Annotated in this window: 20 protein-coding genes and 1 pseudogene; 12 read left to right on the top strand and 9 right to left on the bottom strand. The window is 61.1% G+C overall.

All coding sequences use genetic code 11. The annotated features are described in order from the left end of the window. From ABRP84_RS08240 to purT, 3 genes and pseudogenes are all read left to right on the top strand, one after another. Positions 1 to 576 (top strand): annotated as a pseudogene (locus ABRP84_RS08240) (VaFE repeat-containing surface-anchored protein); the annotation flags it as partial. Between the two features lie 135 nt (positions 577 to 711). Further along, positions 712 to 1,449, top strand: coding sequence for a class F sortase (locus ABRP84_RS08235; protein ID WP_349853296.1), 738 nt, complete (start codon positions 712 to 714; stop codon positions 1,447 to 1,449). 165 nt (positions 1,450 to 1,614) lie between these two features. Continuing rightward, on the top strand, positions 1,615 to 2,967 hold the full coding sequence (gene purT, locus ABRP84_RS08230) for a formate-dependent phosphoribosylglycinamide formyltransferase (RefSeq protein WP_349853295.1): 1,353 nt from the start codon (positions 1,615 to 1,617) through the stop codon (positions 2,965 to 2,967). A 60-nt stretch (positions 2,968 to 3,027) separates the two neighbouring features. Here the strand turns inward: purT and ABRP84_RS08225 are convergent, their stop codons facing one another. Continuing rightward, positions 3,028 to 4,389 (bottom strand): FAD-dependent oxidoreductase, encoded by a 1,362-nt coding sequence (locus tag ABRP84_RS08225; RefSeq protein ID WP_349853294.1) that lies wholly within the window; start codon positions 4,387 to 4,389, stop codon positions 3,028 to 3,030. Positions 4,390 to 4,624: 235 nt separating this feature from the next. Here ABRP84_RS08225 and pta point away from each other — a divergent pair, with 235 nt between their 5' ends. After that, a complete protein-coding gene (gene pta / locus ABRP84_RS08220) occupies positions 4,625 to 5,992 on the top strand; it encodes a phosphate acetyltransferase (RefSeq protein ID WP_349853293.1) in 1,368 nt (455 codons plus the stop codon). Then, positions 5,993 to 7,216: an acetate kinase gene (locus ABRP84_RS08215; RefSeq protein WP_349853292.1), complete on the top strand. Its 1,224-nt coding sequence runs from the start codon at positions 5,993 to 5,995 to the stop codon at positions 7,214 to 7,216. Positions 7,217 to 7,232: 16 nt separating this feature from the next. Here the strand turns inward: ABRP84_RS08215 and ABRP84_RS08210 are convergent, their stop codons facing one another. Genes ABRP84_RS08210 through ABRP84_RS08200 form a run of 3 tightly spaced genes read right to left on the bottom strand, consistent with a single transcriptional unit; the run spans position 7,233 to position 12,633 of the window. Continuing rightward, the gene (locus ABRP84_RS08210; protein ID WP_023024037.1) at positions 7,233 to 10,172 is read right to left on the bottom strand and encodes a serine/threonine protein kinase; all 2,940 of its coding nucleotides are present in this window, start codon (positions 10,170 to 10,172) and stop codon (positions 7,233 to 7,235) included. Continuing rightward, on the bottom strand, positions 10,169 to 11,188 hold the full coding sequence (locus ABRP84_RS08205; protein WP_239268526.1) for a glutamate ABC transporter substrate-binding protein: 1,020 nt from the start codon (positions 11,186 to 11,188) through the stop codon (positions 10,169 to 10,171). Before ABRP84_RS08205 ends, ABRP84_RS08210 begins: the two co-directional genes overlap by 4 nt. Next, positions 11,188 to 12,633 carry a GlnX family signal transduction membrane protein gene (locus ABRP84_RS08200; protein WP_349853291.1) on the bottom strand — a complete coding sequence of 482 codons (1,446 nt, stop codon included), beginning with the start codon at positions 12,631 to 12,633 and terminating at the stop codon, positions 11,188 to 11,190. Before ABRP84_RS08200 ends, ABRP84_RS08205 begins: the two co-directional genes overlap by 1 nt. A 70-nt stretch (positions 12,634 to 12,703) precedes the next feature. On the opposite strand from ABRP84_RS08200, the gene ABRP84_RS08195 reads away from it, so the two are divergent. The 4 genes from ABRP84_RS08195 (at position 12,704) to ABRP84_RS08180 (ending at position 15,876) form a co-directional block, all read left to right on the top strand. Beyond that, on the top strand, positions 12,704 to 13,198 hold the full coding sequence (locus tag ABRP84_RS08195; protein ID WP_023024031.1) for an NUDIX domain-containing protein: 495 nt from the start codon (positions 12,704 to 12,706) through the stop codon (positions 13,196 to 13,198). Between the two features lie 30 nt (positions 13,199 to 13,228). Then, complete coding sequence (locus ABRP84_RS08190; RefSeq protein WP_349853290.1) at positions 13,229 to 14,248, top strand: ABC transporter ATP-binding protein; 1,020 nt, start codon at positions 13,229 to 13,231, stop codon at positions 14,246 to 14,248. A 6-nt stretch (positions 14,249 to 14,254) separates the two neighbouring features. Continuing rightward, positions 14,255 to 15,031, top strand: a complete 777-nt coding sequence (locus ABRP84_RS08185) for an ABC-2 transporter permease family protein (protein WP_349853289.1) — start codon at positions 14,255 to 14,257, stop codon at positions 15,029 to 15,031. Between the two features lie 317 nt (positions 15,032 to 15,348). Further along, positions 15,349 to 15,876: a CAP domain-containing protein gene (locus ABRP84_RS08180; protein ID WP_239268516.1), complete on the top strand. Its 528-nt coding sequence runs from the start codon at positions 15,349 to 15,351 to the stop codon at positions 15,874 to 15,876. 343 nt (positions 15,877 to 16,219) lie between these two features. Here ABRP84_RS08180 and cls read toward each other — a convergent pair whose 3' ends face one another. From cls to ABRP84_RS08160, 4 genes are all read right to left on the bottom strand, one after another. Continuing rightward, positions 16,220 to 17,683: a cardiolipin synthase gene (cls, locus tag ABRP84_RS08175; RefSeq protein WP_349853288.1), complete on the bottom strand. Its 1,464-nt coding sequence runs from the start codon at positions 17,681 to 17,683 to the stop codon at positions 16,220 to 16,222. Continuing rightward, the gene (locus ABRP84_RS08170) at positions 17,684 to 18,493 is read right to left on the bottom strand and encodes an exodeoxyribonuclease III (RefSeq protein ID WP_349853287.1); all 810 of its coding nucleotides are present in this window, start codon (positions 18,491 to 18,493) and stop codon (positions 17,684 to 17,686) included. Positions 18,494 to 18,575: 82 nt separating this feature from the next. Beyond that, on the bottom strand, positions 18,576 to 19,577 hold the full coding sequence (locus ABRP84_RS08165; protein ID WP_349853286.1) for an N-acetylglutamate synthase, CG3035 family: 1,002 nt from the start codon (positions 19,575 to 19,577) through the stop codon (positions 18,576 to 18,578). A 2-nt stretch (positions 19,578 to 19,579) separates the two neighbouring features. Next, complete coding sequence (locus ABRP84_RS08160) at positions 19,580 to 20,203, bottom strand: peptide deformylase (RefSeq protein ID WP_023024016.1); 624 nt, start codon at positions 20,201 to 20,203, stop codon at positions 19,580 to 19,582. Between ABRP84_RS08160 and ABRP84_RS08155 the strand changes: the two genes are divergently transcribed. The 3 genes from ABRP84_RS08155 to ABRP84_RS08145 are packed head-to-tail and all read left to right on the top strand — an operon-like array spanning position 20,202 to position 22,617. Continuing rightward, complete coding sequence (locus ABRP84_RS08155) at positions 20,202 to 20,477, top strand: DUF3263 domain-containing protein (RefSeq protein ID WP_084529689.1); 276 nt, start codon at positions 20,202 to 20,204, stop codon at positions 20,475 to 20,477. The two genes, ABRP84_RS08160 and ABRP84_RS08155, sit on opposite strands and share 2 nt — an antisense overlap. Positions 20,478 to 20,500: 23 nt before the next feature. After that, the gene (locus ABRP84_RS08150; protein ID WP_349853285.1) at positions 20,501 to 21,433 is read left to right on the top strand and encodes a LytR C-terminal domain-containing protein; all 933 of its coding nucleotides are present in this window, start codon (positions 20,501 to 20,503) and stop codon (positions 21,431 to 21,433) included. A gap of 44 nt (positions 21,434 to 21,477) precedes the next feature. Then, a complete protein-coding gene (locus ABRP84_RS08145; protein WP_284869428.1) occupies positions 21,478 to 22,617 on the top strand; it encodes a glutamate--cysteine ligase in 1,140 nt (379 codons plus the stop codon). 128 nt (positions 22,618 to 22,745) lie between these two features. On the opposite strand, the gene ABRP84_RS08140 is transcribed toward ABRP84_RS08145, so the two are convergent. Next, entirely contained in the window at positions 22,746 to 24,251 is a 1,506-nt protein-coding gene (locus ABRP84_RS08140) for a glycosyltransferase 87 family protein (RefSeq protein ID WP_284869429.1), read from the bottom strand. Positions 24,252 to 24,262: the final 11 nt, after the last annotated feature.

Below are 24,262 nucleotides of genomic sequence, written 5' to 3'. Positions count from 1 at the left end.
GAGTTGACCTCTACTGAGGTTGACGCTGAGGGTGAGGACACTCCGGATGCTGAGAAGCCGAATAAGATTGCTGAGCACAAGGACATCAATGATGAGGATCAGACCGTAACCTCTGATGACTCCGATGTCCCAGGCAAGCCGTCTAAGGGCAAGATTCCTAAGTGGGCCATCCTGATTCCGGGCATTGGCTTGGGAATCGGCCTGGGCAAGATTATCTTCGGCCACCATGATCACGACCACGGCCACCATGATCACGACAAGCCTAAGGATCGTCCTGAGAAGGACACCGAGGGCCACGGCGAGCACCCAAGCACCGAGGTGAAGGGTCAGGATACGCCGGATAAGGTTGACCAGAACTCCAGCGAAGAGCCTCGCCCCACCGAGGTGAAGGGCCAAGATACGCCGGATAAGGTTGACCAGGGTACTGACAAGGACGATCGTCCTGTCGAGGTTATGGGCCAAGAGCCTGGAAAGACTGGTAAACCGCTACCGTCCGACGCAGGACGTACGCAGATCAAGTCCGTACCGTCCGGTGCTACCAAGCTTGACCCAGGTATGCGGGACTACATTCAGTAGTGTGAGCGTACTGGTCAGGTAACAGGCCATAGCGCCTGGGCACAACATGTCCCCCTTCAGGGTGTCACCGCACACGCTGGAGGGGGCAACCCATCTGATGAACCATCGAGAAGACCACAATGAGGAGATTGGGCAATGTCTGAGGAGACAGGCCGCGAGGAACCCGTAAGCCAGGGTAAGAAGATCGGCTTTATCGTGCTGGTAGTGGCCGTAATTCTGATGTTGATACAGCTGGCCCTCTACCTCACCACCGGTGGGGAAGAGGATGAGGCTAGTGAGGGGGCATCGGAAAGCGTCTCGGCCGTAGACACTCCGGACGATAAGGGCGATGCCTACGTCGATGATTCCGGTGCGCAGGAGCACGAATTCGAGCCGGCCCCGGGCCAATTCGAAGGCTTCGAAGGCATGTCTGTGGGCATCGATGGCGAGTACGCTGCCGTGGACCCGGTGCAGGTGACGGACCAGGGCGTGCTGCTGCCGCCACACGATGTCTCCCGCCTGGGCTGGTACTCCGCCTCGGCTGTGCCTGGCGATGCCGGCAATGTCGGCTCCAGTGTCATCACCGGCCACGTGAATTACCAGGGCCAAGGCACCGGCTATGCGGAGAAATTCACCCGGTTGCAAGAAAACCAGGAATTCACGGTGGTCATCGATGGTGAGGAGCGCACCTTCCGCGTGACGGAAAAGCCGTACCGCCTGCCCAAGGGCGGGGATTTCCCGGACGTGGTTAATGATACGGACGGTACCAACCGCCTGGTCCTTATCACCTGCGGCGGCAAGTTCGTCGGCGGTGCGCTGGGGTATGAGGACAACATTATTACCGTGGCAGAGCCAGTCGATGCCCCGGTTCCACCAGAGGCACCCCAGGCCTAGTAGCACGCTCTAGAGCCCAACGAGCGCCCGGTTCGAGGATGAGAATCCTTGGCCGGGCGCTTGCGTTTATGCACTTCACGCATGTGCGCCCGGGGTGCGGCGGGCATCTATGAAATAATTTGGGGAAGTATCTGCTGCTCGGAGCGGAATCAAAGGAGCAAAGTCATGGATATTCCAGGCAAAATCGCCGGTCATATCGGCACGCCGCTGACGGGCAATGCCACGAAGGTATTGCTGCTCGGCGCGGGCGAGTTGGGAAAGCAGCTGGCTATTTCATTCCAGTCCCTGGGCCTTGAGGTCCACGCCGTGGATAAGTACCAGGGGGCGCCGGCGCACCAAGTGGCGCACTATAGCTATATCGCGGATATTACTGACTCCGCGCAGGTATCGGAATTGGTGCAGCAGATTCAGCCGCACTACGTGGTGCCGGAGGTGGAAATCGTCGCGGTGGAGGCCTTAGAGCAGGTTGAGCAGTCCACGGATGCCGTCGTCGTGCCCACGGCGCGTGCCTGCGCCCTTACCCAAGACCGCGAACGGGTGCGCGCGGTGGCGGAAGATATTGGGCTGCCGACCTCGGCCTACCGCTTCGCCTCCTCTGTGGAGGAGCTGGAAGAAGCGGCGACGGAGCTGGGGTTTCCGTGCATTGTGAAGCCAGACGTGTCCACCTCGGGCAAGGGCCACATGCTGGCGCGGGACGTAGAAGACGTGCGCGAGGCGTGGGAGACGGTGCGCCGCGTTTCTTCGGATTCGCAGCGCGTGGTGGCGGAGCGCTTCGTGGATTTTGACCTGGAGGTCACGCTGCTGGCCATCCGCTCCATCGATCCGGCCACGGGCAAGTTGGCCACGTGGTTTAGCGAGCCCATCGGCCACCGCCACGAGAAGGGCGATTTGATCGAAGAATGGCAGCCCACCGGCATGAGCGAGATTGCGTTGGAGAACGCGCGCTCGGTTGCGGCGCGCATCTCCAATGAGCTGGGCGGGCGCGGCGTGTACGGCGTGGAGCTTTTCGTCGCCGGCGATGATGTTTACTTTTCTTCGGTTTCCCCGCGGCCTTCGGATACGGCGATGCTTACCGCCTATACGCAGCGCTTTTCCCAGTTCGATCTGCACGCCCGCGCCATCTTGGGCTATCCCATCGATGCCACGATGATAACCCCGGGCGCCAGCATGTTCTTGCACGCGCCTGAGCCGCTTGCCGATGTCGCCTTTACCGGCATCGCCTCCGCCCTCCACTACGCCGAGACGGACGTGAAGCTCTTTGGCAAGCCCGATGCCTATAAGGGCCGGCGCATGGGGCTTGTGACCACGACGGCGGAAACGGTGGAAGAGGCCCGCGATCGCGCCGCACTGGCCGCGCATAAGGTGAGCGTGACCTCGACTCCTGGCCTGCTCGCGCAGGGCGGTGCGCGCGGCATCGACCCGCAAGCGGACAATGTGCCCGATATCGAGGTTGTTGAATACGAGGGTGGGGTCGAGCTCGACCCCAAGCTGACCTCAGGGGTGGACGATACCGACTAGCTTCGGGGCGCTGCCGACCGTGCCAGTCGGTGCCTAGTCAGGCCCGCAGTGCAGCGCTGGTTAGTGCTGTGGGCCGGCATGCTTGACCATCTCGTCCCACTCGACGATCTTGATGCGCTCGCGGCCGTGCGGTTCGCCGGCGGCCTGCTCGGCGGAGTTGAGGCGGTGCCAGCCGTCCCAGGTCGTGACGGCGATATCGCGGCTGCTGAGCAGGTCGAGGATATCCTGCGGATCGCGCTTGGTGGCGGATTCGAGCTCGCCTGCCTTGTAATCCTCAAGCAGCATGCCGGTGGTGTCCTTGGCGTCGGATTTAGTATTGCCAATCAAGCCCACCGGACCGCGCTTGATCCAGCCGGTGGTGTAGAGGCCGGGTAGCTTGTCGCCGTCGACATTGGCAAGCACGTGGCCGCCGTCGTTGGGCATGGTGGCCGTGTCGTTGTTGAAGGGAATCCCCTCCACGGACTGCGGGTGGTAGCCCACAGCGCGGTAGACCGACTGCACGGGCCACTCGGTGAACTTGCCAGTGCCGCTCACGGAGCCATCGCCATTGAGCTCGGTGCGCTCGGTTTTGATGGCGGTGACGTGACCGTCATCGCCAAGCACCTCTACCGGGGACTCGAAGAAGTGGATGAAGAGCTTGTGCGGGGCATCGCCAGGCTCGCGCATGGCGTAGGACTCTAGGGTCTGGCAGACCAAGTCGGTGGACTTGGCGGCGCGGCGAGCTTCTTCGGAAGCCTCGTCGTAGATGATGTCTTCTGGGGCCACGATGACCTCGATGGTGGGGGACTCATCGAGCTCCTTGAGCTCCTTCGGCGTGTACTTGGCCTGCGCCGGGCCGCGGCGGCCAAAGACGTGGACCTCTTTGGCGCGGTTTTCCTTCAGGGAAGCGTAGACGTTGTCTGGGATCTCCGTCACCAGCAGCTCATCCGCGGTCTTGGCCAAGATGCGGGACACGTCGAGCGAAACGTTGCCCACGCCCACGACGGCGACGGACTCCGCGGATAGGTCCCAATCGCGCTCGAAGTTGGGGTTGCCGTCATAAAAGCCCACGAATTCGCCGGCGCCGTAGTTGCCCTCGAGGTCTTCGCCGGGGATGCCCATTTCCTTATCGGCGGTGGCGCCGGTGGCGAAGATGATGGCGTCGTAGTACTCGCGCATCTCTTCGACGGTGATGTCCTTGCCCACTTCGATATTGCCCAGAAAGCGGATGTCTTCCTTCTCCATGATGTTGTGCAGCGATTGCACGATGCCCTTAATGCGCGGGTGATCCGGGGCGACGCCGTAGCGAATCAAGCCAAAGGGTGCGGGCATCTTTTCAAAGAGATCGATCTGCACGTCCACATCGGACTTTACGAGGAGGTCAGAGGCGTAAATGCCGGCCGGTCCGGAGCCGACCACGGCGACACGCATGGGGCTAGTCATCTGTTTAGGGTGTCCTTTCTTTTGGTTTTTCTCACATTCTACGCGGTGGCAGTGCGATAAATGCCACACTGCTCTGAGTTATCTACCCCCAGTTTAGGAGGTTGCGGAAGGGCGGGGGAGGGGGTGATTCACGTACAGTGGAGTCGTCACCACGTGCTAGTAACTGTGATGTACGGCATAATGTTACGGCGCGTGTTCCAAGTGTTCCCGTGACGGCAAAGGAAAGGTAATCCGCATGTCTGCATCCCAGTCCACAGTGTTAAGCTCCATCGGCCGCGGCTTCGACGGCCTCGATATTCCCGCCTTGGCGGATAGCCTTGGCGCTGAACTGATCCGCTTAGAAGATTTCGACCCCACCGTGGCGGATGTCTTGGCCCACGCGCCCACCGCTACTGCCGGTGCCCTCTTGGTCCAAGGCACCGGCGAAATCTCCTTCGATGCGGAGGTCGCCGCCGCGCTGGGCCTGCCACTGGTCATTATCTCCGGCGCCCCAGAGCGCGCCGCGGAGCTGGCACAGCGCAAGGCAGAGTCCCTCGGCGCCACCGTGGCAGGCGTCTTCACCGACCTAGAGGCCGTGCCAGGTGCGTTAAGCGCGGCAGAGGAGACCGCGCCCGTCATGTCCGCAGACCTCTTCCAAAAGCAGCTCATCGACCAAGCCAAGACGACTGGATCCCACATCGTCTTGCCAGAGGGCGATGATGACCGCATCCTTGAAGCCGCCGATGCCCTGCTGCGCGATGAGGTTGCCCAGCTGACCATCCTGGGCAAGGAATCCGATATTAAGGCCCGCGCTAAGGAGCTGGGGCTGGATATTTCGGGAGCCAATATCATCGACCACCTGGAATCGCCGCTTGCGGAGGAATTCGCCGCCGATTTCGCGGAACTGCGCAAGAAGAAGGGTGTGACCCTGGAGCAGGCCCGCGAGACCATGCAGGACATCTCCTACTTTGGCACCATGATGGTGCACAAGGGGCTTGCCGATGGCATGGTTTCCGGCGCCGCCCACACCACCGCCCACACCATTAAGCCGTCCTTCCAGATCATCAAGACCAAGCCGAATGCATCGGTGGTCTCTTCCATCTTCCTGATGGTCATGCGCGGGCGCCTGTGGGCCTTCGGCGACTGCGCCGTAAACCCGAACCCGACCGCGGAACAGCTGGGCGAAATCGCCGTGGTGTCCGCGCAGACCGCGTCCCAGTTCGGCATCGATCCGCGCGTAGCCATGCTGTCTTACTCCACCGGCGCTTCCGGCACCGGCCCGGACGTCGAGCGCGCCATTGAAGCCGTCGAGGCCGCCAAGAAGCTCGACTCCTCGGTCAAGGTCGATGGCCCTCTGCAGTTCGACGCCGCCTGCGATCCCGGCGTTGCCGCGAAGAAGATGCCGGATTCTGATGTCGCGGGTAAGGCCAATGTCTTCGTCTTCCCCGATCTGGATGCCGGCAATATTGGCTATAAGACCGCACAGCGCACCGGCGGCGCCTTGGCCGTGGGCCCCATCCTGCAGGGCCTGAACAAGCCGGTCAATGACCTATCCCGCGGCGCTACCGTTCCAGACATCATCAATACCGTTGCCATTACCGCTATCCAGGCTGGAGAGAAATAAATGTCATACGTACTGGTCCTTAACTCGGGATCCTCGTCCATCAAGTTTCAGCTGGTGGACCCAACCGCTACTGCCACCGATGATCCACTCGTCTCCGGCCTGGTGGAACAGGTTGGCGAGCCGAGCGGCGCCATTACCATCAAGGTCAACGGGGAAAAGGTCACCGAGGAACTGGAAGTTCCCGATCACTCCTTTGGCCTAAAACGCGCCTTTGACCTCATGGATGATCATCAGGTGGGCCCGAAGGACGTCGATATCATCGCCGTGGGACACCGCGTCGTGCACGGCGGCCGCCTCTTCTCGGAGCCGCAGCTCATCGAGGATCAAATTGAATCGATGATCGAGGATCTCATCCCCTTGGCCCCGCTGCACAACCCGGCCAACTTGGACGGCATCCGCGTGGCGCGCAAGATCCTGCCGGATATTCCGCACGTGGCGGTCTTCGATACCGCGTTCTTCAATACCCTGCCGCCGGCCGCAGCGCTCTATGCCATCAATAGCGAGGTTGCTTCCAAGTACGATATCCGCCGCTACGGCTTCCACGGCACCTCCCACGAGTTCGTCTCCCAGCAGGTGCCGAAGATTTTGGACCGCGATCCGGAGCACACCCACCAGATCACGCTGCACCTGGGCAATGGTGCCTCCGCGGCCGCCATCCGCAATGGACGTGCCATCGATACCTCGATGGGCCTGACCCCGCTGGCCGGCCTCGCCATGGGTACGCGTACCGGCGATATCGATCCAGGCATCATCTTCCACCTGGTGCGCCAGGCGGGCATGAGCATCGACGAGATCGATAAGCTGCTCAATAAGCAATCCGGTGTCAAGGGCATTGCGGGCGTCAATGACTTCCGTACGCTGCGCGAGCACATCGATAACGGCGATGAAGACGCATGGCTGGCGTATAACATCTACATCCACCAGCTGCGCCGCTTCATCGGCTCCTACATGATTGCTCTGGGCCGCGTGGACGCGATTACCTTCACCGCCGGCGTGGGTGAAAACGACACCGAGGTGCGCCAGGACGCGCTGTACAACCTGGATATGTACGGCATCGACTTTGATAAAGAGCGCAACCTCGTCCGCTCCGATGAGCCTCGGGTCATCTCCACCGATGATTCCCCGGTCAAGGTCTTGGTGGTTCCCACCAACGAGGAGCTGGCCATCGCGCAGAAGTCCGCAGACGTTGCCGCCAAGGCGCGCGAGGACGGCCTATTTAAGTAGGCCATGTAAGTAGGCCCTAGAAGGTGGTGATGGGCCGGACCTGGTTGGCCAAGTCCACCAGCGCGTAGCGGTGGCGGCTAAACGGGGCCTGGCGGGCAAGGGCCCGCAGGGTCTCGGCCAGGCCGGTGCGCAGGCCGCGCTGGGTAAAGGCGTACTCAAAGAGATCATTCGGCGAGGACGCCCGCGCGAGATCGGCGTTGCGCAGGAAGTTCAGGCCCGCGGAGATGACGGCGATCTTGATTTGGAGAAAGCGCGGCTCGTTGGTGGGGACTTCTTCGAGGCGTCGGGCAGCGCGACGAATGCGCGATTCCGATAAATCGTGCACGATGAGCTGCAATACGGTGGTAAGCAGCGCCATGCGGAAGTGGCGCGAGGCATTGGGTACCTTATCCAAGGTGGCTACGGACAGCTCCACTTGGCCCTCCGCGCGCAATTGGCGGGCAAGCCCAAAGGCGGAGGACACCGTCGTGGGGTTGGTGGCCCAAACGATGCCGTATAGCCGCATGGAATTAAACCGCAGCGCGCCCGGGTCTTGGGTGACGTGGGACCAGACTTCCGGCTGGCCCTCAAAGGCAGAAGAGGGGAGATCCGCCAAGGTGGTGTAGAGGTTGGAGCAGGCGCGGGCAACGGTGGCATCAATAAGCGATGTTTCACTGTAATCAATTTGCTGCAGGATGAGCTCATTGATGGCCGCGATGGCGAGCTTCGGGGCGGCCTCGCCGGGCAATAAATCGAGGACGGTGGCGAAGTACTCCTGGGCATCGACGTAATCATCGTGCAAGAGCTCCGTGATGCCGGCATACCACTGGTAACGCCAGTCGCGGCCGAGGCGGTCTTCGATGGAGCCTAGCCACTGGCGCGCCTCGTCGGTATAGCCCAAGTCGATCATGGAACGCACCACGCCGAGGGGAATCTCGGCGGAATGTTCGTATTCAGGGGTGCGCATGGCCTGGCGCAGGGTCTCGAGGGCTTCCTGCGGCTCGGCGTAGGACGTACCTTGCAGCAGGCTGGCGCCGACGTCATCGCGGTCTACCAGGGGCGTCGGCAAGGCGGAGACGACCTCGGGGGCGGTGATTTGGATGGTGCGGTCGATGCCATCGATAAGCTGATCCGTGCGAAAGACCAGGTGTTTGGTGCCAAAGGTGGTACGTTGCGGCGAGAAGAGCGAGTGCTGGGAGGGGTACTGGCGGCCGTCGCGGATGGCGAGCACCTCGCGCAGCACGCCGTAGAGCTGGGTGCGCAGCTCCTTGATGGAGCTAAACCGGCGCTGCGGGTCGCGATGGGTCGCGCGCAGCAGCAGGCGGTAGAGGGAGAGGAAGCGGCGCAGCTCCGGCTCCTTGGAGGGGTTGGGGATTCCGGGAAGGAAGACACCGTCCTCGCTGGGCAGCTTGAGGCACAGCGCCGCCAGGGTGCGGCCGATGGTGTAGATATCGCTGGCGATGGACGGCCCCTTGGAGGCAACCTCCGGGGCCTGAAAGCCTTGGGTGCCGTAGATAAACCCGAAGGCTCCGATGCCGGAGACCGCGCCCAAGTCAATGAGCTTGACCTGGTCCTCGGTGACGATGATGTTATCGGGCTTCAGGTCGTTATAGACCACGCCGCGCGAGTGTAGGTACTCAAGCGCCGGCAGGATTTCCAGGATATAGCCAATGGCAATGTCAACGGGCAGCAGCTCGTTGGGCTGCTTATTGCGCCTGCTTCTTAGCGATGGCCCGCCCACGTACTCCATGACGATGAATCCACCGGGCACGCGGTCATCGTCGATGAAGTTAAAAATCTTGACGATGCCCGGGTGGGTAATGTCTGCCAGAAACTCGCGCTCGGCCTCGGCAGCGGCCGTCTCATCGGCTGACTTTTGGGCCTGCATGCCCTTGAGCACCACCACGCGCCCGGAGACATAGTGGTCATTGGCCAGGTAAATCCAGCCCATGCCGCCGTGGGCGATGACACCGAGGATTTCGTATTGCTCCGCGACCATATCGCCCGGTTCCAGCTGCGGCGGCGGAACTTTCTTGCCCTTGATCTTCTCTGTGGGATCGATAAGGGCGGCGGTGGGATTGGCCGGGGTGATAAACGGCAGGCGTACCATGCCATCAGCAACCGGCCGCTCGGTGCGCTGCGTGCCGCGGCGCTCGCGGAAGGTATCGATTGCCTGCCGGCGCGAACGCTCCGAGGACTTTTCCTGCGCCGTTTTTTCATCGCGTTCGCTCTCGCGCTGGGCGCGGATATTCTCTAGGTCCGCGAGCAGGCTGGAGAGGTGATCCGGGTCGATGGATCCATCGTCGTCTTCATCGTCATCGGCGAAGGGATCGAAGGCTACCGCCGAGGTTCCCGGATCCTCCCGGTGCTCGATGGGCTCGCTGGCGAAAGGGTCATACGCCACGGCCGCCGTGCCCACTCCGCCGGTATCGCCGGCATCGTCGCTCTCATCGGCGTCGTTGCCATTTCGTACGCCCTGAGCCGCGGTGCCCTGGCCCTCTGCGCCCGGGCCAGTCGTGCGCTGGCCCGCAGCGTTTGGGCCAGCTGTGCTGCCGCCCGCTGTGCGCCTACCCGTGGCCTCCGTATCCGGGAAGGCAGCCGCGGGAGCCGTGCCGGAAACCTGCGCCGCGGCGGTATCAACATCAGCTTCGCTAGCGCCTTTATTGCTATTGCCAGCGTTATGAGGAGTGGCAGCCGTATCGACGTCGATGTTGCGGTTTGCAGAGTTGGGGCGAGCAGCGGCGGTATCCGGACCAGCGGGGTCGGCGGCGTCGGCTGTACTGGCTGTGCTGGCCGCGTCAGGGGAGTCGGTAGCGCCGAGGTCGCGGTCCTGGCTGCGGTCTTGGTCAGGGTCTTGGTCGCGGTCAGCGTCGCGGTAAGAAGCCTTGGTGGGCTTTCGGAATTGGCGCTGGGTATCGAGGTTTTCGGGCTCTAGGTACTCGAGCTCGTCTTCGCTGAAATTCGGGTTATGCTTCATGACTTATCTTCCTCGATGTATGTACCCGACGGCAGGGTGGGCTCGTCCAGGTAAGCACCTAGCCACCTGTCAAAGATGTCGGACCACGTCCCGTCGCGGCGGATGCGCTCCAAGGTGGAATTGACCTGGCGCAGCAGCGGGCGGGAGTCATGATCCTTGCTAGGGCGGCGCGCGGCAACGCCGTAATTCTCGGTCTTTAGGGGCTCGCCCACGATGGAGGTATAGGAATCCTGCGCGGCCATGCCGGAAAGCAGGGCATCATCAACCACCACGCCATCGGCCTGGTTGAGCTGCAGCGCCATGAGGCAATCGCCCCAGGAGCGGGTGATGAGGATATCGGACTTGGGGGCGCGCTCGCGGATGGTATCCAGCGCGGTGGATCCGCGCACCCCGCACAGCCTTTTGTCTTCCGCATCATCGATGGAATTCATCCCAGAGCTGGTAAGGACCAGCATGCGGGTCTGCGTGGTCATATAGGGGATGGAAAAGGCCACTTCCTTCTCGCGTTCGGGGCTAATGGTCATGGTGCGCACGATGATATCGACGGTGCCATTATCCAGCGCGGCGGTGCGGTCAGAGGATTCGACGAAGCGGAAATCCACCTTATTGGGATCGCCGAAGATATCGCGGGCAATCTCGTGAGCGATATCGACCTCGAAGCCGCGGACATCGCCGGAGGCGGCATCGCGGTAGCTCAGCAGGTTATTGGAGCGGTCCACGCCCACGATAAGGCGCCCGCGCTTGACGATGTCCGGCACCCGCTCCTTCGCCGTTTTGCCATCCGGCCGGTAGGTGCCTCTGAGTTCGGTATCGTCTTCCTTCTTGGGCGCGGTGCTACCGGCTTCTTCTATGGTGGAGCCCTCCGGCAGCGGCGGGCCGGGGCTGGCATCGAGTGCCTGCTGTTCGGGTGATTCCAGTGGCGGAGCGGAGCGAATATCGCAGCCGGCCAGCGCGAGGACACTGCAGGTGGCAACGATGGCGGTCAGCGGTGCGGTAAGCCGTGCTCGGTAGCGCATTAGAGGTACTCCTGCAGTCGGGGACGAATGCCCAGCCACACCGCGAAGATGGCGCACAGGGTGAGCAGGAAGACGGCGGAGGAGACCGCGGTCATGGCGGTCAGCCCGCGCTCTAAGTAGGTGCGCATGGCGATGCGCGCCTGGCCGATGAGCTCCGAAAGCTCGCTATCGAGCTCATTAAAGGACTGCGCGGCGGTGGTCTCGCCATCCTCAGGATCCGTGATGGTGGCCTGGTAGACGGCCTCATCGTAGTCGCCCTCGCTCAGCGCCTCCATGAGTTTTTCGTGCGAGTTTTGCCACTTTTCGGTGGCGGCGCGGGCGCTGTGGATGAGCTCGGGATCGTTGACCTCGACGTCATCATCATGCAGCGCGCTTTCATAATCCCCCAGCGCCTTTTCGATGGAATCTACCGATCCGGAAAAGCGCTCGAGCGTATCTTCCTCAGAGGAGCGCAGCACCAGCGCGAGGGTTTCTGAGGTGCGCGCCTGCTGCGCCTCAATGCGCGAGGCTGTCAGCGAATCCCACGGGCGCGAGGCCGTTTCAAAGCCTTGGTGGCCGGTGGACCAGGTGGCTAGGTTAGACAGCGCGACCCAGAAAACGGCCAAGAAGAGCAGCACAGTTGCGGTTAAAAAGCCGCGGTTAAACCGGCGGCGCGTCTGGCGCCACAGCCACCACTGCGCCACGATGAGGAAGAAAACCGCAGCCAAAAGGCCAGATAGTGGGACCCACTGCGGCGAGGTGAGCTTTTGCTGCTGCTGGTTAACCTTCGCAGTGGTCAGCTGGAAGAGCTCGGATGCCGCCGGCAGAATGTGCTCGCGCATGAGCGAGGAGGCATTGGACATATAGGAATTAGCCACGGCATTGCCGGCGCGGTGGTTCGAGCGCGCCTTTTCGATCATCGCGGTATAAATGGGCAGCTCGCGCTGGATGAAGGTGACGAGATCGCGCACGCGGGCATCGTCAGGCGTGGTGCCCAGCACAGATTCGGTCGCGGCGATGGAGGCAGCATCGATGGCATCGTTATAGCGCTCGCGGTTGCCCTCTGATTCCACGCCGGCCTGCACGAATCCGGTGGTCGCGATGGTATCTGCCACCGATAGGGAGCTATAGAGGTGGTGGGCCGCGTTGGACATCGGCTCGGTGGTATTGAGCAGCTCGTCGAGGTCGGAGTGGCGGGCGGCGGAAGATTGGGACATCGATAAGCCGGCGGCTCCCAATGCCACCGTGAGGATCAGGGTGACGGTAAAAAGCTTGCCCGGGGTGGTGGAGGCGAAGTAATAAAACCGCCGCAGTAGGCGCGCCGGGCCCGCAAACCATTCCATGGCGCGGTGGGTGAGCCCGCTTAGGGCCGGGCGAGAGGGCGCGGTAACCTCATCCAGCCAGTGATCGCTGGGGTGAGCGTCCTCTTCGCGCTCTGACTCTACCCGCACTGCCTGCTCAGTCATTTACTTAGAATAACGCCCCCAGTGTGCTAGGCGCCACCATTTACCCGCGTGTGTGGCTAGGATAGAAAATATGCATAACCCTCACAGTGGAGACGGCTGGGCGGCGGGCCCCAGTGGCATTCGCGTATGGGGAAAATTCGGTGCCGCCGGCCTCTTCCTCGTCGCCGGGCGCGAGGTGCTGCTGCAACACCGCGCCGCGTGGACCAATAACGGAAATACCTGGGGGATTCCCGGCGGGGCGCGGGACCTACAAGAAAGCCCCACCCAGGCCGCGCTGCGGGAAACGCACGAGGAATGCGCCATCGCGCCTGCCGATGTCGAGGTGCTCGACACCCAAGTGACGGCCGGGCCCTATCCTCCGGCGGGGGATTTGCCGGGGGAATGGACCTATACCACCGTGCTGGCGCGCACCCGCAGCGGCCTGCGCTTGCCCACCACCGCCAACGAGGAATCGCACGAGCTGCGCTGGGTGGGCCTGGATGAGGTGGAAAACCTGCCGCTTATCGCGCCATTCCGCCACGCCTTTCCTGCCCTGCGGCAGCGGGTGGAAAAACTGTACCGGTAAAGTATCCAAAATTATGGCACTGTAGTGCTCATGATTGAAGTACAGGGACTGACTAAGGATTACGGGTCTGTCCGCGCCGTTGAGGATCTCACCTTTCAGGTAAAGCCCGGTGTGGTCACCGGCTTCTTGGGGCCCAATGGCGCCGGCAAATCCACCACCATGCGGATGATCGTGGGCTTGGACGAGCCCACGGCGGGTGAGATTCGCGTGAACGGCAAGCACTACCGCGACTTGGCGCACCCGCTGCGTGAGGTGGGCGTGCTTTTGGATGCGAAGGCGGTGCACCCCAACCGCACGGCCGCGAATCACCTGAAGTGGATGGCGGCGTCCAATGGCATTCCTGCCTCCCGCGTCGATGAGGTGCTGGGGCTGGTGGGGCTTTCCGATGTCGCCGGTAAGAAAGCCGGCGGCTTTTCCCTCGGCATGGGCCAGCGCTTGGGCCTTGCGGGTGCGCTATTGGGCGATCCGGGAATCCTCATTCTGGATGAGCCGGTCAACGGCCTGGATCCAGAGGGCATCCGCTGGGTGCGCCAGCTCGTGCGCGCGCTAGCTGCAGAAGGCCGCACCATTTTGATCTCTTCCCACCTCTTGTCCGAGATGGCCCAGACGGCCGATCACCTCGTGGTCATTGGCAAGGGGAAGATGGTTGCGGATAAGCCCACCCACGAGTTCGTCCGCGGGCACTCGCAGTCCTTGGTGTATGTGCGCTCGAACCACCTCCCGGAATTCGGTGAGGCCCTAAAGAAGGAGGGCGTTTCCTTTACCGAATCCAAGGATGAGGAGGGCCGCCCGCGGCTAGAGGTCATCAACCAGACCACCGAGTTCGTGGGCGAGCTGGCCTATTCCACCGGGGTGCCGCTGCATGAGCTCACCCTGAAAAGCGCTTCGCTGGAGGATGCCTTCATGGATCTCACTGGCGATGCCGTGCAGTACCACGCAGGCACGCCTGGTGCCTCGGGCGCGCAGGCAGGTCAGTCGGGCCAGGTCGGCCAATCCGGCCAGCCAGGCCAATCCGGTGGGTTCGCCCGCCCCAACGAGCAGGAGGTTTAATCCGCCATGTTGAATATCTTGAAATCCGAGTGGATTAAGCTGCGCACCACCCGCTCCTTCTGGTGGACTACCGCGCTATTCCTCCTATTTTCCTGGGGTTGGGCCGGTGTCACCGCTGCGTTTACGGAGCCGCTCGATCCGCAAGCCGTTGATATGGGCTTTCAGCCTATTGGGGCCGAGTTCACCGTCGTATTCCTGGTAACCCTGGGCCTGCCGGTGCTGATGATTCAGGCCATCATGCTGGTGACCACCGAATATCGCTTCGGCACCCAAGCCATTACCTTCATGGCCTCCCCGCGGCGCTGGAGCGTGGCCGTGTCCAAGCTGGTCTTATACGCGGTCATCGCGGCCGTACTGACCTTCATCGGTGTGGTGGGCGCGTACCTGCTTACGGATCTGCTTGCCGATAGCTCCATTTCCGCCACCTTCGATCCCTGGAACGATGAAGTCGGCCGCGAGCAGCTGTGGAAGTACCCACTGGCCGCGGTCCTCGTGGTGGCCTTTGCCCAAGGCATCGGCATGCTCATTCGCCAGACTGCGGGCTCTGTGGCGCTAGGCCTTATTTTGTACTTGGGCGTGGATCAAATCGTCAGCATGATGCCCGTGGTAGGCGATAAGATCGGTAGCTTCATGCCCTTTACTGCTTTCCAGAACTGGCTATTCAATGTCCCAGTGGATAACGCACTGTGGACGGAATCCGCAGGCAGCGGCATCGTATTCTTCATCTGGGCCGCAGTGCTGTGGGCCCTTGGCGTGCTGGTGCTGCACAAGCGCGATGCTTAGGCGAGGGTAGGTCTGTTGTTTGAGACATGACTGGTAACCGGCTGATTGTGATCAGCCGGTTACTTTTATTGGTGGTGATTAATGGCTGCCTCAGAAAACAGCCTTTCCAGGTGGGAGAATATTTGAGAACCCTATGGATGGGCGCATATCGCAAATTAAACTCTAAACGTCTTTAAATATAATTCTATTTTATCGGAAATGCAGTTTAAATATTATTTATGTACTGACAATATTTTTCTTTTGCGTTAGGGTTGGGGGTGAAGAAAAAGAAATTGTGTAGAGTAATGTAGTCAAGTTTATCCGAGGGAGTGGTAAGTGTGTCCAATGAAATGCTTCCAGATTCTGTTGAAAAGTTTGTAGCCCCGACTATCGCGGGTGCCGCATTAGTGGGAGGTGGGGTAGCCGCAACTACCCCTCCAGCTAAGGCACAAGGACCTATCGGTAACGCTGCTGAAGTAGTTAGCCACATGAAGCCCGATGGGGCCCGTGCGCACTCTATTGTTAACGAAGTCAATGCAGCAAGGGCGGATCATGGTTTAAATCCCGTGACAGAAAACCCTGCGTTAAACAATATCGCTCAAGACTGGGCCGACCATTTGGTGGGAACAGGGGATTTGCAGCATCGGCCAAATCACTGGGAAACCTATCCGGATAGTATTCCTGCCGGTGGCGAAAACGTCCTTCAAGCATGGGACGATTTCGCAGATGCGAAGCTGGTAAATATGTGGCTGAATTCACCCAGCCACAGGAAGATTTTGCTGGACCCAGAAGCGAAAACGGTTGGCACGGGCATTGCCGTTGGCGCGAACGGTGAGCTTTTTGCCGTACAGAATTTTGGGCGTTAAAGAAGCGCCTTTTAATAATCCTCTTCGGAATAGCCGCGATATGATCACTCTTGTATTCCCTAAGCTTTTGATACGCTCTCGCGCATAAGCAATATCAAAGTCAGAATCAGGGTTTATAGTAAAAGCAATAGACAAGAGAGAAATCTGCGGAGGATTCGGCGTATCTTTCGCAATTAGTTCCAATAATTAACGCCGATCCGGAGTCAATTAAGTGGACTACACGCTCATCTCTGCGGTGATACCGTGCGCGGTTCAACGCGGGAAGTTCTACTCTGGTTCTGCAAAAGAAGGCTTGTGTTTAGATAGCCTATGAGTGGACTATTGGGGCATCGGCAAGCAGAGCTTATTGCAGTGCCGAGGTCAGCCGCATGACGTTATCGATGTAGCGGCGGACAAAGCCGCGCTGGTTCCACTCCTCGAGGGTGAGCTGGTGGCAGACCGCGCGGTAATTGGCGGCGAGCTGGTTGAACTGGGCGAGGAGATCGCCCTTGGCCACGAGCATGGTGGTCTCATAGTTGAGGCCGAAGGACCGCGGGTCCATATTGGACGAGCCGAACATGCACAGCGGATTGAACTCCTGGTCATCCGGATCCGTGATGATGAACTTGGAGTGCAAAACATACGGGTAGGGGAATTGGTAGATATGCACCCCGGCCTCAAGCAGCGCCTGGTAATAGGAAGACTGGGCGTGGTTGACCATGAATTGGTCCGCGGTATCGGAGACATAAAGCTCCACGTCCACCCCGCGGTAGCAGGCGGTGGTGACGGCCTCTAAGAGCGATTCATCCGGCACGAAATACGGCGAGCACAGCACCAGGCGCTGCTTGGCGTGGTGTACCAGGGAGTTAAACATGCGCAGGTTTGGCTCGGTGGTATAGCCGGGGCCGGAGGGAATCATCTGCAGATAGTTGGCATCAACGGTTTGGGCATCGTCATAGGGCAGCTCATCTAGCGGGAGGTTCTCGCCGGATTCGGTGTACCAATCCACCGCGAAAACCGCGTTCATGGCGGTGACGATGGGGCCGGATAACTCCACCATGTAATCGATCCAAAAGCGGTCAGTGGTTTTGTATTGGCGCTTGATCAGGTTGATGGAACCTATAAAACCTACCTCGCCATCGATGATGACGAGCTTGCGGTGGTTGCGCAGATCCGGGCGGCGGAACCTGCCCTTGTGCAGCTGGATGGGCAGCATGAGGCGCCAATCCACGCCGATCTCTGTCAGTTTGTCCCCCAGCGAGGAATAGCCCTTGTACTTAAAACTGCCAATCTGATCCAGCAACAGGCGAACCTTGACGCCGCGCGCGGTGGCGCGGGCGAGGGCCTGGAAAAATACATCCGTGACCTCGTCCCAGGACTGGATATAGACCTCGATGGAGACGTACTTTTCGGCGCGGTCCACGGCCGCGGCGATGGCGCGAATGCATTCATCATAATCCGCATGCAGGCCCAGATTGTGGCCAATGAGCGCCGGAAAGCCGGTCAGTTCGCGGTTGAGTTTGATGACGGATTCCACCTCCGCCGACAGGATGCCCCTGGGATGATCCGGGGTGCGGGCGGAAATATCCTCAAGGCGTTCATTGGCCTCTTGCTGGATGCGGTGGCGGCGCCGGTTGATATACGGCGAGCCCATGAGCAAAAACAGTGGCAGGCCGATGACGGGCAGCACCAGAATGGCCAGCAACCACGCGGTGGAATTGGAGGGCCGGCGGCCTTCTGGCACGAAGCCGACGGCGATGATCTTGATGGAATAATCAATGATGAGGAAGATCAGCTGCCAGAAGCTGAGATCAAGCGACCAGGTCATTTAACGCACGGAATCGAAATCGGGCAGATCGAAATCTGCACTAAGCGGGCAGTGATCGGAGGTCTTTTCGCCAGCGCGTTCTTCCATGTCTACGTGCGCGCCGGTGACGTGCTTGGCCAGCGGCGGCGAGGCCAGCTGGAAATCGATGCGCATGCCCTCGTTCTTGTGAAAGCGCATTCCCTTGTAATCAAAGTAGGTATAGCGCTGGTCTTCGGTAAAACGGCGCGTGACCTCTTCGAGGCCGGCCTCCTCGAGCATCTGGAAGGCGGCGCGCTCGGGTTCGGTGACATGCGTCTTGCCGCGGAAGGCCTCGATATCCCACACGTCCTCATCGCGCGGGGCGATATTGAAATCGCCGGTTAGAAGCAGCTTGGATTGGGCGCGGCCCGCGGCGTAGTGGGAGAGCTGGTAGAGGAAATCCAGCTTGTAGTCGTAGTGGCGGTCCGTAATCTCGCGGCCGTTGGGAATATACAGCGACCAGATTTCTACCCCGCGGATGCGCGCACCAAGCGCCCGGGCCTCGCGGTCCTGGGGCTTTTCAGGGTCCTTGGCAAAGCCAGGCTGGTGGGGGAATCCGGTAAAGACTTCTTCCGGTTCTTCTTTGGAAATGATGGCCACGCCATTCCATTGGTTCAGGCCATGGCAGGTGACATGGTAGCCGGCATCCTCGAAGGCCTCGCGGGGGAATTTATCGTCCTTGACCTTGGTTTCTTGTAAGCACAGCACGTCAATATCGTGCTTGTGGAGAAGATCCAGCGCCCGCTGGATGCGGGTGCGAACGGAGTTGATATTCCACGTGGTGATGCGCATGGATAATACAGTACCGCGCGGGCAATGGCCCGGACTAGTCCAGGCCGCGGCCGGCGGGCTAGGCGGACTAACCCAGCTGGGGCTAGTCGCGCAGTTGGGCGTAGATCTGGCGGTGCTGCTCGATGAACCCCAGCTTTTCGTACAGGCGAATGCCGGCGGTATTAGATGCCAAGACATCGAGGTAGGCGTGCTTCGCGCCCTGCTCGCGACCCCAGCGCAGCATGTGCTGGCCCAAAAGGGCGCCTAAGCCCTGGCGGCGATGCGAGGGCGCTACCTCCACGGCAGAATATCCCAGCCAGGCGGTGCCGTCGCCGGATTCGGTGATGGTGCCGCGGGTGATGGCAACGGTCTCCCCGCCAATAATCAGCCGCCCAAAGCCCATCGTGCCCTCGATGCGGGCGCGCAGGTATTCCAAGGCCTGGGCAGGCAGCGCCTGGCCGCGGAAGTGGTACATCTCTAACCACGCGTCATCGGGCTGGGCGTCGATGCGGAACTCCGCGCCGCTGGGGTGGGAGCCCGGGACTTCAGCGGATAGACCCGCGAGATCGCGCAGGACCATGACGAGGATTTCGGGTTCGGTCTCCCAGGTGGCATCGGCAAGCAGGCGCTCTGCAGGCTTGCCAATGCGCTCCGGGATGAGCAATCGCACCGGGAGATTGTGGCGGCGGTAGAACTCCGTGATTTCCGCTAGCGGGACCGGGATGAAGCCCGCAGAAGGCCCGAGCGGGACGGCGGAATTGGACCGGCCCGTCACGCCATCGCCGGCGCGCATGAGCCAGGAGCCGTCCGCGGTCCACGTGTGCTCCTTGCCGGGAAAGGCCTGGGCGGTGGCGTATTCGACGGCGCGAATATCGGAATTGCGCACCATGCGCGGCGAAAGCCGCTTGATGATCTTCAGCTGCTCGGGCGCGATCTCCACGGCCTCGAGATCGGAAGGATAGCCGCCGACCTGCTGCGGACGGATGACCAGCGGCTTAAGGCTGAGGACGTGGCCGATGACATCGCTGTGCACATCGCCAAAATCCCGCCGGGCCACGACGCGATCGCCTACCTGCACCTCATCGGAACGAAAGATGCGGGACATGATTAATCGTCGTGCCCGAAGGGGTCTTCGTCTTCACCCGGCATCCAGGTGTAGCCCGGCTCGGTCCAGCCATTGCGCTTAATGGCCTTCTTGGCCTGGCGCTTGTAGCGGCCGATGAGGGTATCGGTATAGACGTAGCCATCGAGGTGGCCGGTCTCGTGTTGCAGGCAGCGGGCAAAAAAGCCGTAGCCCTCCACGGAAATGTCGTTGCCGTGCTCGTCCTTGCCGGTTACGCGCGCCCAGTCGGCGCGGCCGGTGGGAAAGCCCTCACCCGGCACGGAGAGGCAGCCTTCGTCGTCGGAGCCGTCATCGGCAGGCATGGTCTCTGGAATCTCGGAGGTCTCCAGCACTGGATTGATGACGCAGCCCTTGCGCATGCCGGCCTTATCGGCGGGCAGCTCGGTGCCGTCCGGGCCTTCGGTATCGGGGCAGTGGTACACGAAGAGCCGCTTGCCGATGCCCACCTGGTTCGCAGCCAAGCCCACGCCGTGGGCGACCTCCATGGTCTCGTACATGTCCGCGATGAGCTGTTGCATCTCAGGGCTGGAAATCTCGGATTCTTCCACCGGCGTGGTGGGCTGATGAAGCACGGGGTCGCCGTGGATAACGATGGGGCGAATAGTCATGCTCTACAGTTTAGGCATGAACCCCTTGTCTGACCTAGACGCCGCCATCTTAGATTTTGAGGAAACCGCCCCGCGCAGCATTGGCCGCAAGGAAGAGGCCATCCGCGCGCAGCTGGATATCTCGCCGGTGCGCTATCACCAACGCCTCAACCTGCTTCTTGATGCCCCCGCTGCCGCCGAATCCCATCCTCTCTTGGTGGCCCGGTTGAAGCGCCTGCGGGAGGAGCGCGAAAACACGCGGCGCGCCGCGCGGGGAAATACCCCACCGCGTTAGAACTGGCTACTAATGTTACTGAAGTGACTAAAGAGAATCCGGATAATCTATACGACCAGCAATTCGACGACGCCGCAGACGGTGCCGCCGCGGAGGATGCCGCCGCGACCGATTATGGCGATGCTTATTATGACGACGCCTACGACGGCGCTTATGACGATGAGGTAGGCGGCGAGGACGCTACCGCTGGCGCTGCAGGTGCCGGAGCGGGAGCCGCTGCGGCTGAAACTGGCGGTGGGGGAGGCGCCCACGCCAAGAAGGGCGGTTTACCGCTGCGCGGGCTTGCCATGGTGCTTATCGCCGTAGCTGTGATGCTCGGCCTGTGGGGCCTTTATGCCATGACCTCGGAGGACGATGACTCGACCGTCGCTTCCGATTCCGAGCAGTCGAAGTCAGACGGCTCCGCCAATGGTGGCCAGGAGGGTAACGGCGCCGGCGGGCCTGCCGCGGATGGCGCGCGCGGCGATGGCTCCCGCGACGGGGCCAATAACCAGCCGCCTCGCGAAGGCGAGGGCGATAACGCGCACCCGAACGCCGAGGGCGAGGCTAACCGCGATGCCGGCCGCGATGCCGGTGCACGCGGCGGAGGTAACGATCGCGGCGGGGATGAAGCCCGGGCCGGCGGCAACGATACGCCGTCCGCTGCGCGCGACCGCAATGACATTAAGGTCAGCGTTCTTAATAACTCCGGTGAATCCGATAAGGCCAAGAACGAAGCCGACGTGTTGAAGGACGGCGGCTTCAAGGTGGGCTATGTGGGCAACCTGCCAGGCGACGTCCTGACCGTGCCCAAGACCACCGTCTTCTACCCAGAAGGCGATACCTCCGCGGAGTCCTTGGCTAAGGAAGTCGCCGCGCGCTACCAGGCGGAAATCAAGCCCATGAATAAGGACCTGCCCAAGGAAGCTACCGAGGACGGCGCCGTTGTGGTCGCCCTCGCCGTCCCACAGGCCTAAATAAAATTCATGGAATATTACCTGCCACCCGTTAAGCTGGACCAGTGAAGATTCCGGCAGAAGTATTCGCCCGTTCCCCCGAGCCCACGCTCGGGGTGGAATGGGAAGTCGCGCTCGTGGACCGCGACTCGCGCGATCTCGTCCCGCGTGGGGCTGAGCTTATTGATCTCGCCACTGCCGCCCACCCAGATATTCACGTGGAAAAGGAATTCCTCCAGAATACGGTGGAACTAGTCACGGGCATTTGCACCACGGTGCCAGAAGCCATTGCGGAGCTAGAAACCTCGCTGGCGGCCGTGGAAGAAGCAGCTGCCAAGCTCGGTATCGATGTGTGGGCCTCTGGCGGGCACCCGTTTACGGATTTCCGGGAAAACCCGCTATCGGATAAACCCAGCTATCAAGAGATCATCGCCCGCACCCAGTATTGGGGAAAGCAGATGCTACTGTGGGGCACACACGTCCACGTTGGCATCAGCCACGAGGATCGCGTCTGGCCCATCATCAATGCGTTGATGACGAAGTACCCCCACCTCTTGGCCATTTCTGCGTGCTCGCCCGGGTGGGAAGGCCTCGATACGGGCTACGCCTCCAACCGCACGATGCTCTATCAACAGCTGCCTACCGCTGGCATGCCGTATCAATTCTTCACGTGGGACGAGTGGCAGTCCTATATGCGGGATCAGGCCATCTCCGGGGTTATCAATCACACCGGCTCGATGCACTTTGATATCCGCCCAGCCTCGAAGTGGGGCACCGTAGAGGTCCGCGTATCCGACGCCACCTCGAACCTGCGGGAGCTATCCGCCGTCGTCGCTCTCACGCACTGCTTGGTCGTGCACTATGACCGCATGATTGATGCGGGCGAGGAGCTACCCGTCTTGCAGCCGTGGCACGTGGCGGAAAATAAGTGGCGCGGCGCGCGCTACGGCATGGATGCCCTCGTTATTACATCGCGCGATACGGACGAGGCTTGGGTCAAAGATGAATTGGCCCAGATGGTAGAAGAACTCACGCCCTTAGCCCGCGAGTTGGGCTGCGCGGAAGAGCTGGCCTTGGTGCACGAAATCATCGACGGCGGCGCCGGATACGAACGCCAACGCCGCCTCTTCCAAGAAACCGGCAGCTGGCGCGATGTCGTCGAAGAAACCTGCCGCGAGCTCCACACCTTCCGGCCGGTGCGCTAATCAGCTAAGCGATGATCGGCTAGGCGTGCGTTTAGTGAGCGCAAGCCTAGGGTCGCACTGGAGGAAGCTGTACGAGGCCGGCGCGGTGGTGCGCAGATGGCTGCCGGCATGCGGCGGCTGCGTGCGGCTTAGTCGTTATCTAGGGCGTGGCGGCCGCCGGGGGACGGGGGAGCCGGAATATCGGTATAGCCCTCGGTGGAGGGAAACTCGCGGGTCTCAGGGTTAAATACTGGGAACTCTGCGGTTTCGTCGGTAGTGGCAGAACCCCGTGCGGTAGCGCCAGACGCGTGAGCTCCGGCTGTCTGAGTGCGTTGCGGCTGGGCGTGCTGCGGCTGGGCGTGCTGGGGCTGCTGGGCGCGGTGCTGTTGGGCGTACTGCGGCTGAGCAGCACGCTGTGCCGCGTGCCGGCCCCTGGGGGCATCTTCCTCGCTGGGCTGGGTGCCGGGGATAAATCCCCACAGGGCATAAAAGGCGATGTAAAGGATGCCGGAGGCGGTGAAAAGGAGCATGGCCCAGGGCTGGAAGTCCAACTGGTTCAAAGAGCGGTTGGAGCCCTCGAGCCAGAAGGCTGCGGAGACGTACGGCAGCAGCACCACGCACATGGCCGCGAAGGAAATGAGTGCTGCTACTTGCGCGCCGATGACCCCGCGCAGACGCTTGCCCAGTGCCTGGTTGACGGAGATGAGAACCACGATGGCTAACGGGAAGACCCAGACCCAGTGGTGGTACCAAGAGAAGGGCGAGACCAGGCAGGCGCTAATGCCGGCAAGGGACATGGCGGCGGAGTTATTCTTGTGCTTCATCGCTGTGCGCAGGGCCAAGCAAGTCAAGACGAAGACCACCGCTACGGCGGCGAGCCACATCCAACCGCCGTCGATGCCCCACGCGCGCACCATGACCGAGCGGATGGATTGCGCACCCGGGTTGGTGTGTTCACCCACGCGGGAGGAATTGAAGATGGCATCGGTCCAGAACACCCCGGCATCCGGAATGGTGACGAAACCAATCGCAACGGTCACCGCGAAGGTAAGGACGGAGATAACCGCCTGCCACCAGCGCTTCTGGAATAGGAGTACCAAGCCCATAAAGGCCGGGGTGAGTTTCAAGCCTGCGGCGAGGCCGATGCCAATGCCGGGTAGGGCCCTCTTCTTAGGAACGACGTCGAGGGCGACCAAGAACATCAAAAAGACGTTGATCTGGCCATAGAACAAGGTGCCGTACATCGGCTCTACAGCCGGGGCGCACAGCACCAGTAGGATGGCAACAAACCAGGTCAGCGGAGAAAGTTTAAGGCCGCGCTCGTGGAAGACCATGAGGATGACGGCCAATAAAGCAAGGATGGTGCCGCCTTGCCAGAGGATAATAAGGGGGTCATCGGCAAGCGCAGAAATCCACTTGAACAGCGTGCCGGCAAAGGGCGGGTAGGTAAAAGGAAGGTTGCCAATATAAGCGTTGTCATAAAGGTTGGCGCCGTTAGCCACCTCGCCGCCGGCGAGCCAGTAAATCTTCAAATCCAGCGGCACGCGCCAGATGAAGGCATTGGGACCGTCGTATTTGCTATAGCGGGATATGCTGAAGATAAAGAAGGCAATCAGAAGGGTAGCCAGAGTAGGCAGTCCGTATAGCTTTTTCACGGTTAAAGGTG

This window comes from Corynebacterium sp. KPL2861 (assembly GCF_040225475.1).
GTDB lineage: Bacteria > Actinomycetota > Actinomycetes > Mycobacteriales > Mycobacteriaceae > Corynebacterium.
Note: the sequence above shows the minus strand (reverse complement) of the source record. Positions and strands in the feature narration are given on the sequence as shown.

Excerpts from the sequence above, each read along its gene's own strand:
- ABRP84_RS08205 (WP_239268526.1), bottom strand. The coding sequence starts at position 11,188 with ATGCGCTACCGAGCACGGCTTACCGCACCGCTGACCGCCATCGTTGCC.
- ABRP84_RS08165 (WP_349853286.1), bottom strand. The coding sequence starts at position 19,577 with ATGTCCCGCATCTTTCGTTCCGATGAGGTGCAGGTAGGCGATCGCGTC.
- ABRP84_RS08160 (WP_023024016.1), bottom strand. The coding sequence starts at position 20,203 with ATGACTATTCGCCCCATCGTTATCCACGGCGACCCCGTGCTTCATCAG.
- ABRP84_RS08185 (WP_349853289.1), top strand. The coding sequence starts at position 14,255 with ATGTTGAATATCTTGAAATCCGAGTGGATTAAGCTGCGCACCACCCGC.
- ABRP84_RS08200 (WP_349853291.1), bottom strand. The coding sequence starts at position 12,633 with ATGACTGAGCAGGCAGTGCGGGTAGAGTCAGAGCGCGAAGAGGACGCT.
- ABRP84_RS08155 (WP_084529689.1), top strand. The coding sequence starts at position 20,202 with ATGCTCTACAGTTTAGGCATGAACCCCTTGTCTGACCTAGACGCCGCC.
- ABRP84_RS08235 (WP_349853296.1), top strand. The coding sequence starts at position 712 with ATGTCTGAGGAGACAGGCCGCGAGGAACCCGTAAGCCAGGGTAAGAAG.
- ABRP84_RS08225 (WP_349853294.1), bottom strand. The coding sequence starts at position 4,389 with ATGACTAGCCCCATGCGTGTCGCCGTGGTCGGCTCCGGACCGGCCGGC.
- pta (WP_349853293.1), top strand. The coding sequence starts at position 4,625 with ATGTCTGCATCCCAGTCCACAGTGTTAAGCTCCATCGGCCGCGGCTTC.
- purT (WP_349853295.1), top strand. The coding sequence starts at position 1,615 with ATGGATATTCCAGGCAAAATCGCCGGTCATATCGGCACGCCGCTGACG.
- ABRP84_RS08195 (WP_023024031.1), top strand. The coding sequence starts at position 12,704 with ATGCATAACCCTCACAGTGGAGACGGCTGGGCGGCGGGCCCCAGTGGC.
- ABRP84_RS08215 (WP_349853292.1), top strand. The coding sequence starts at position 5,993 with ATGTCATACGTACTGGTCCTTAACTCGGGATCCTCGTCCATCAAGTTT.
- ABRP84_RS08210 (WP_023024037.1), bottom strand. The coding sequence starts at position 10,172 with ATGAAGCATAACCCGAATTTCAGCGAAGACGAGCTCGAGTACCTAGAG.
- cls (WP_349853288.1), bottom strand. The coding sequence starts at position 17,683 with ATGACCTGGTCGCTTGATCTCAGCTTCTGGCAGCTGATCTTCCTCATC.
- ABRP84_RS08190 (WP_349853290.1), top strand. The coding sequence starts at position 13,229 with ATGATTGAAGTACAGGGACTGACTAAGGATTACGGGTCTGTCCGCGCC.
- ABRP84_RS08170 (WP_349853287.1), bottom strand. The coding sequence starts at position 18,493 with ATGCGCATCACCACGTGGAATATCAACTCCGTTCGCACCCGCATCCAG.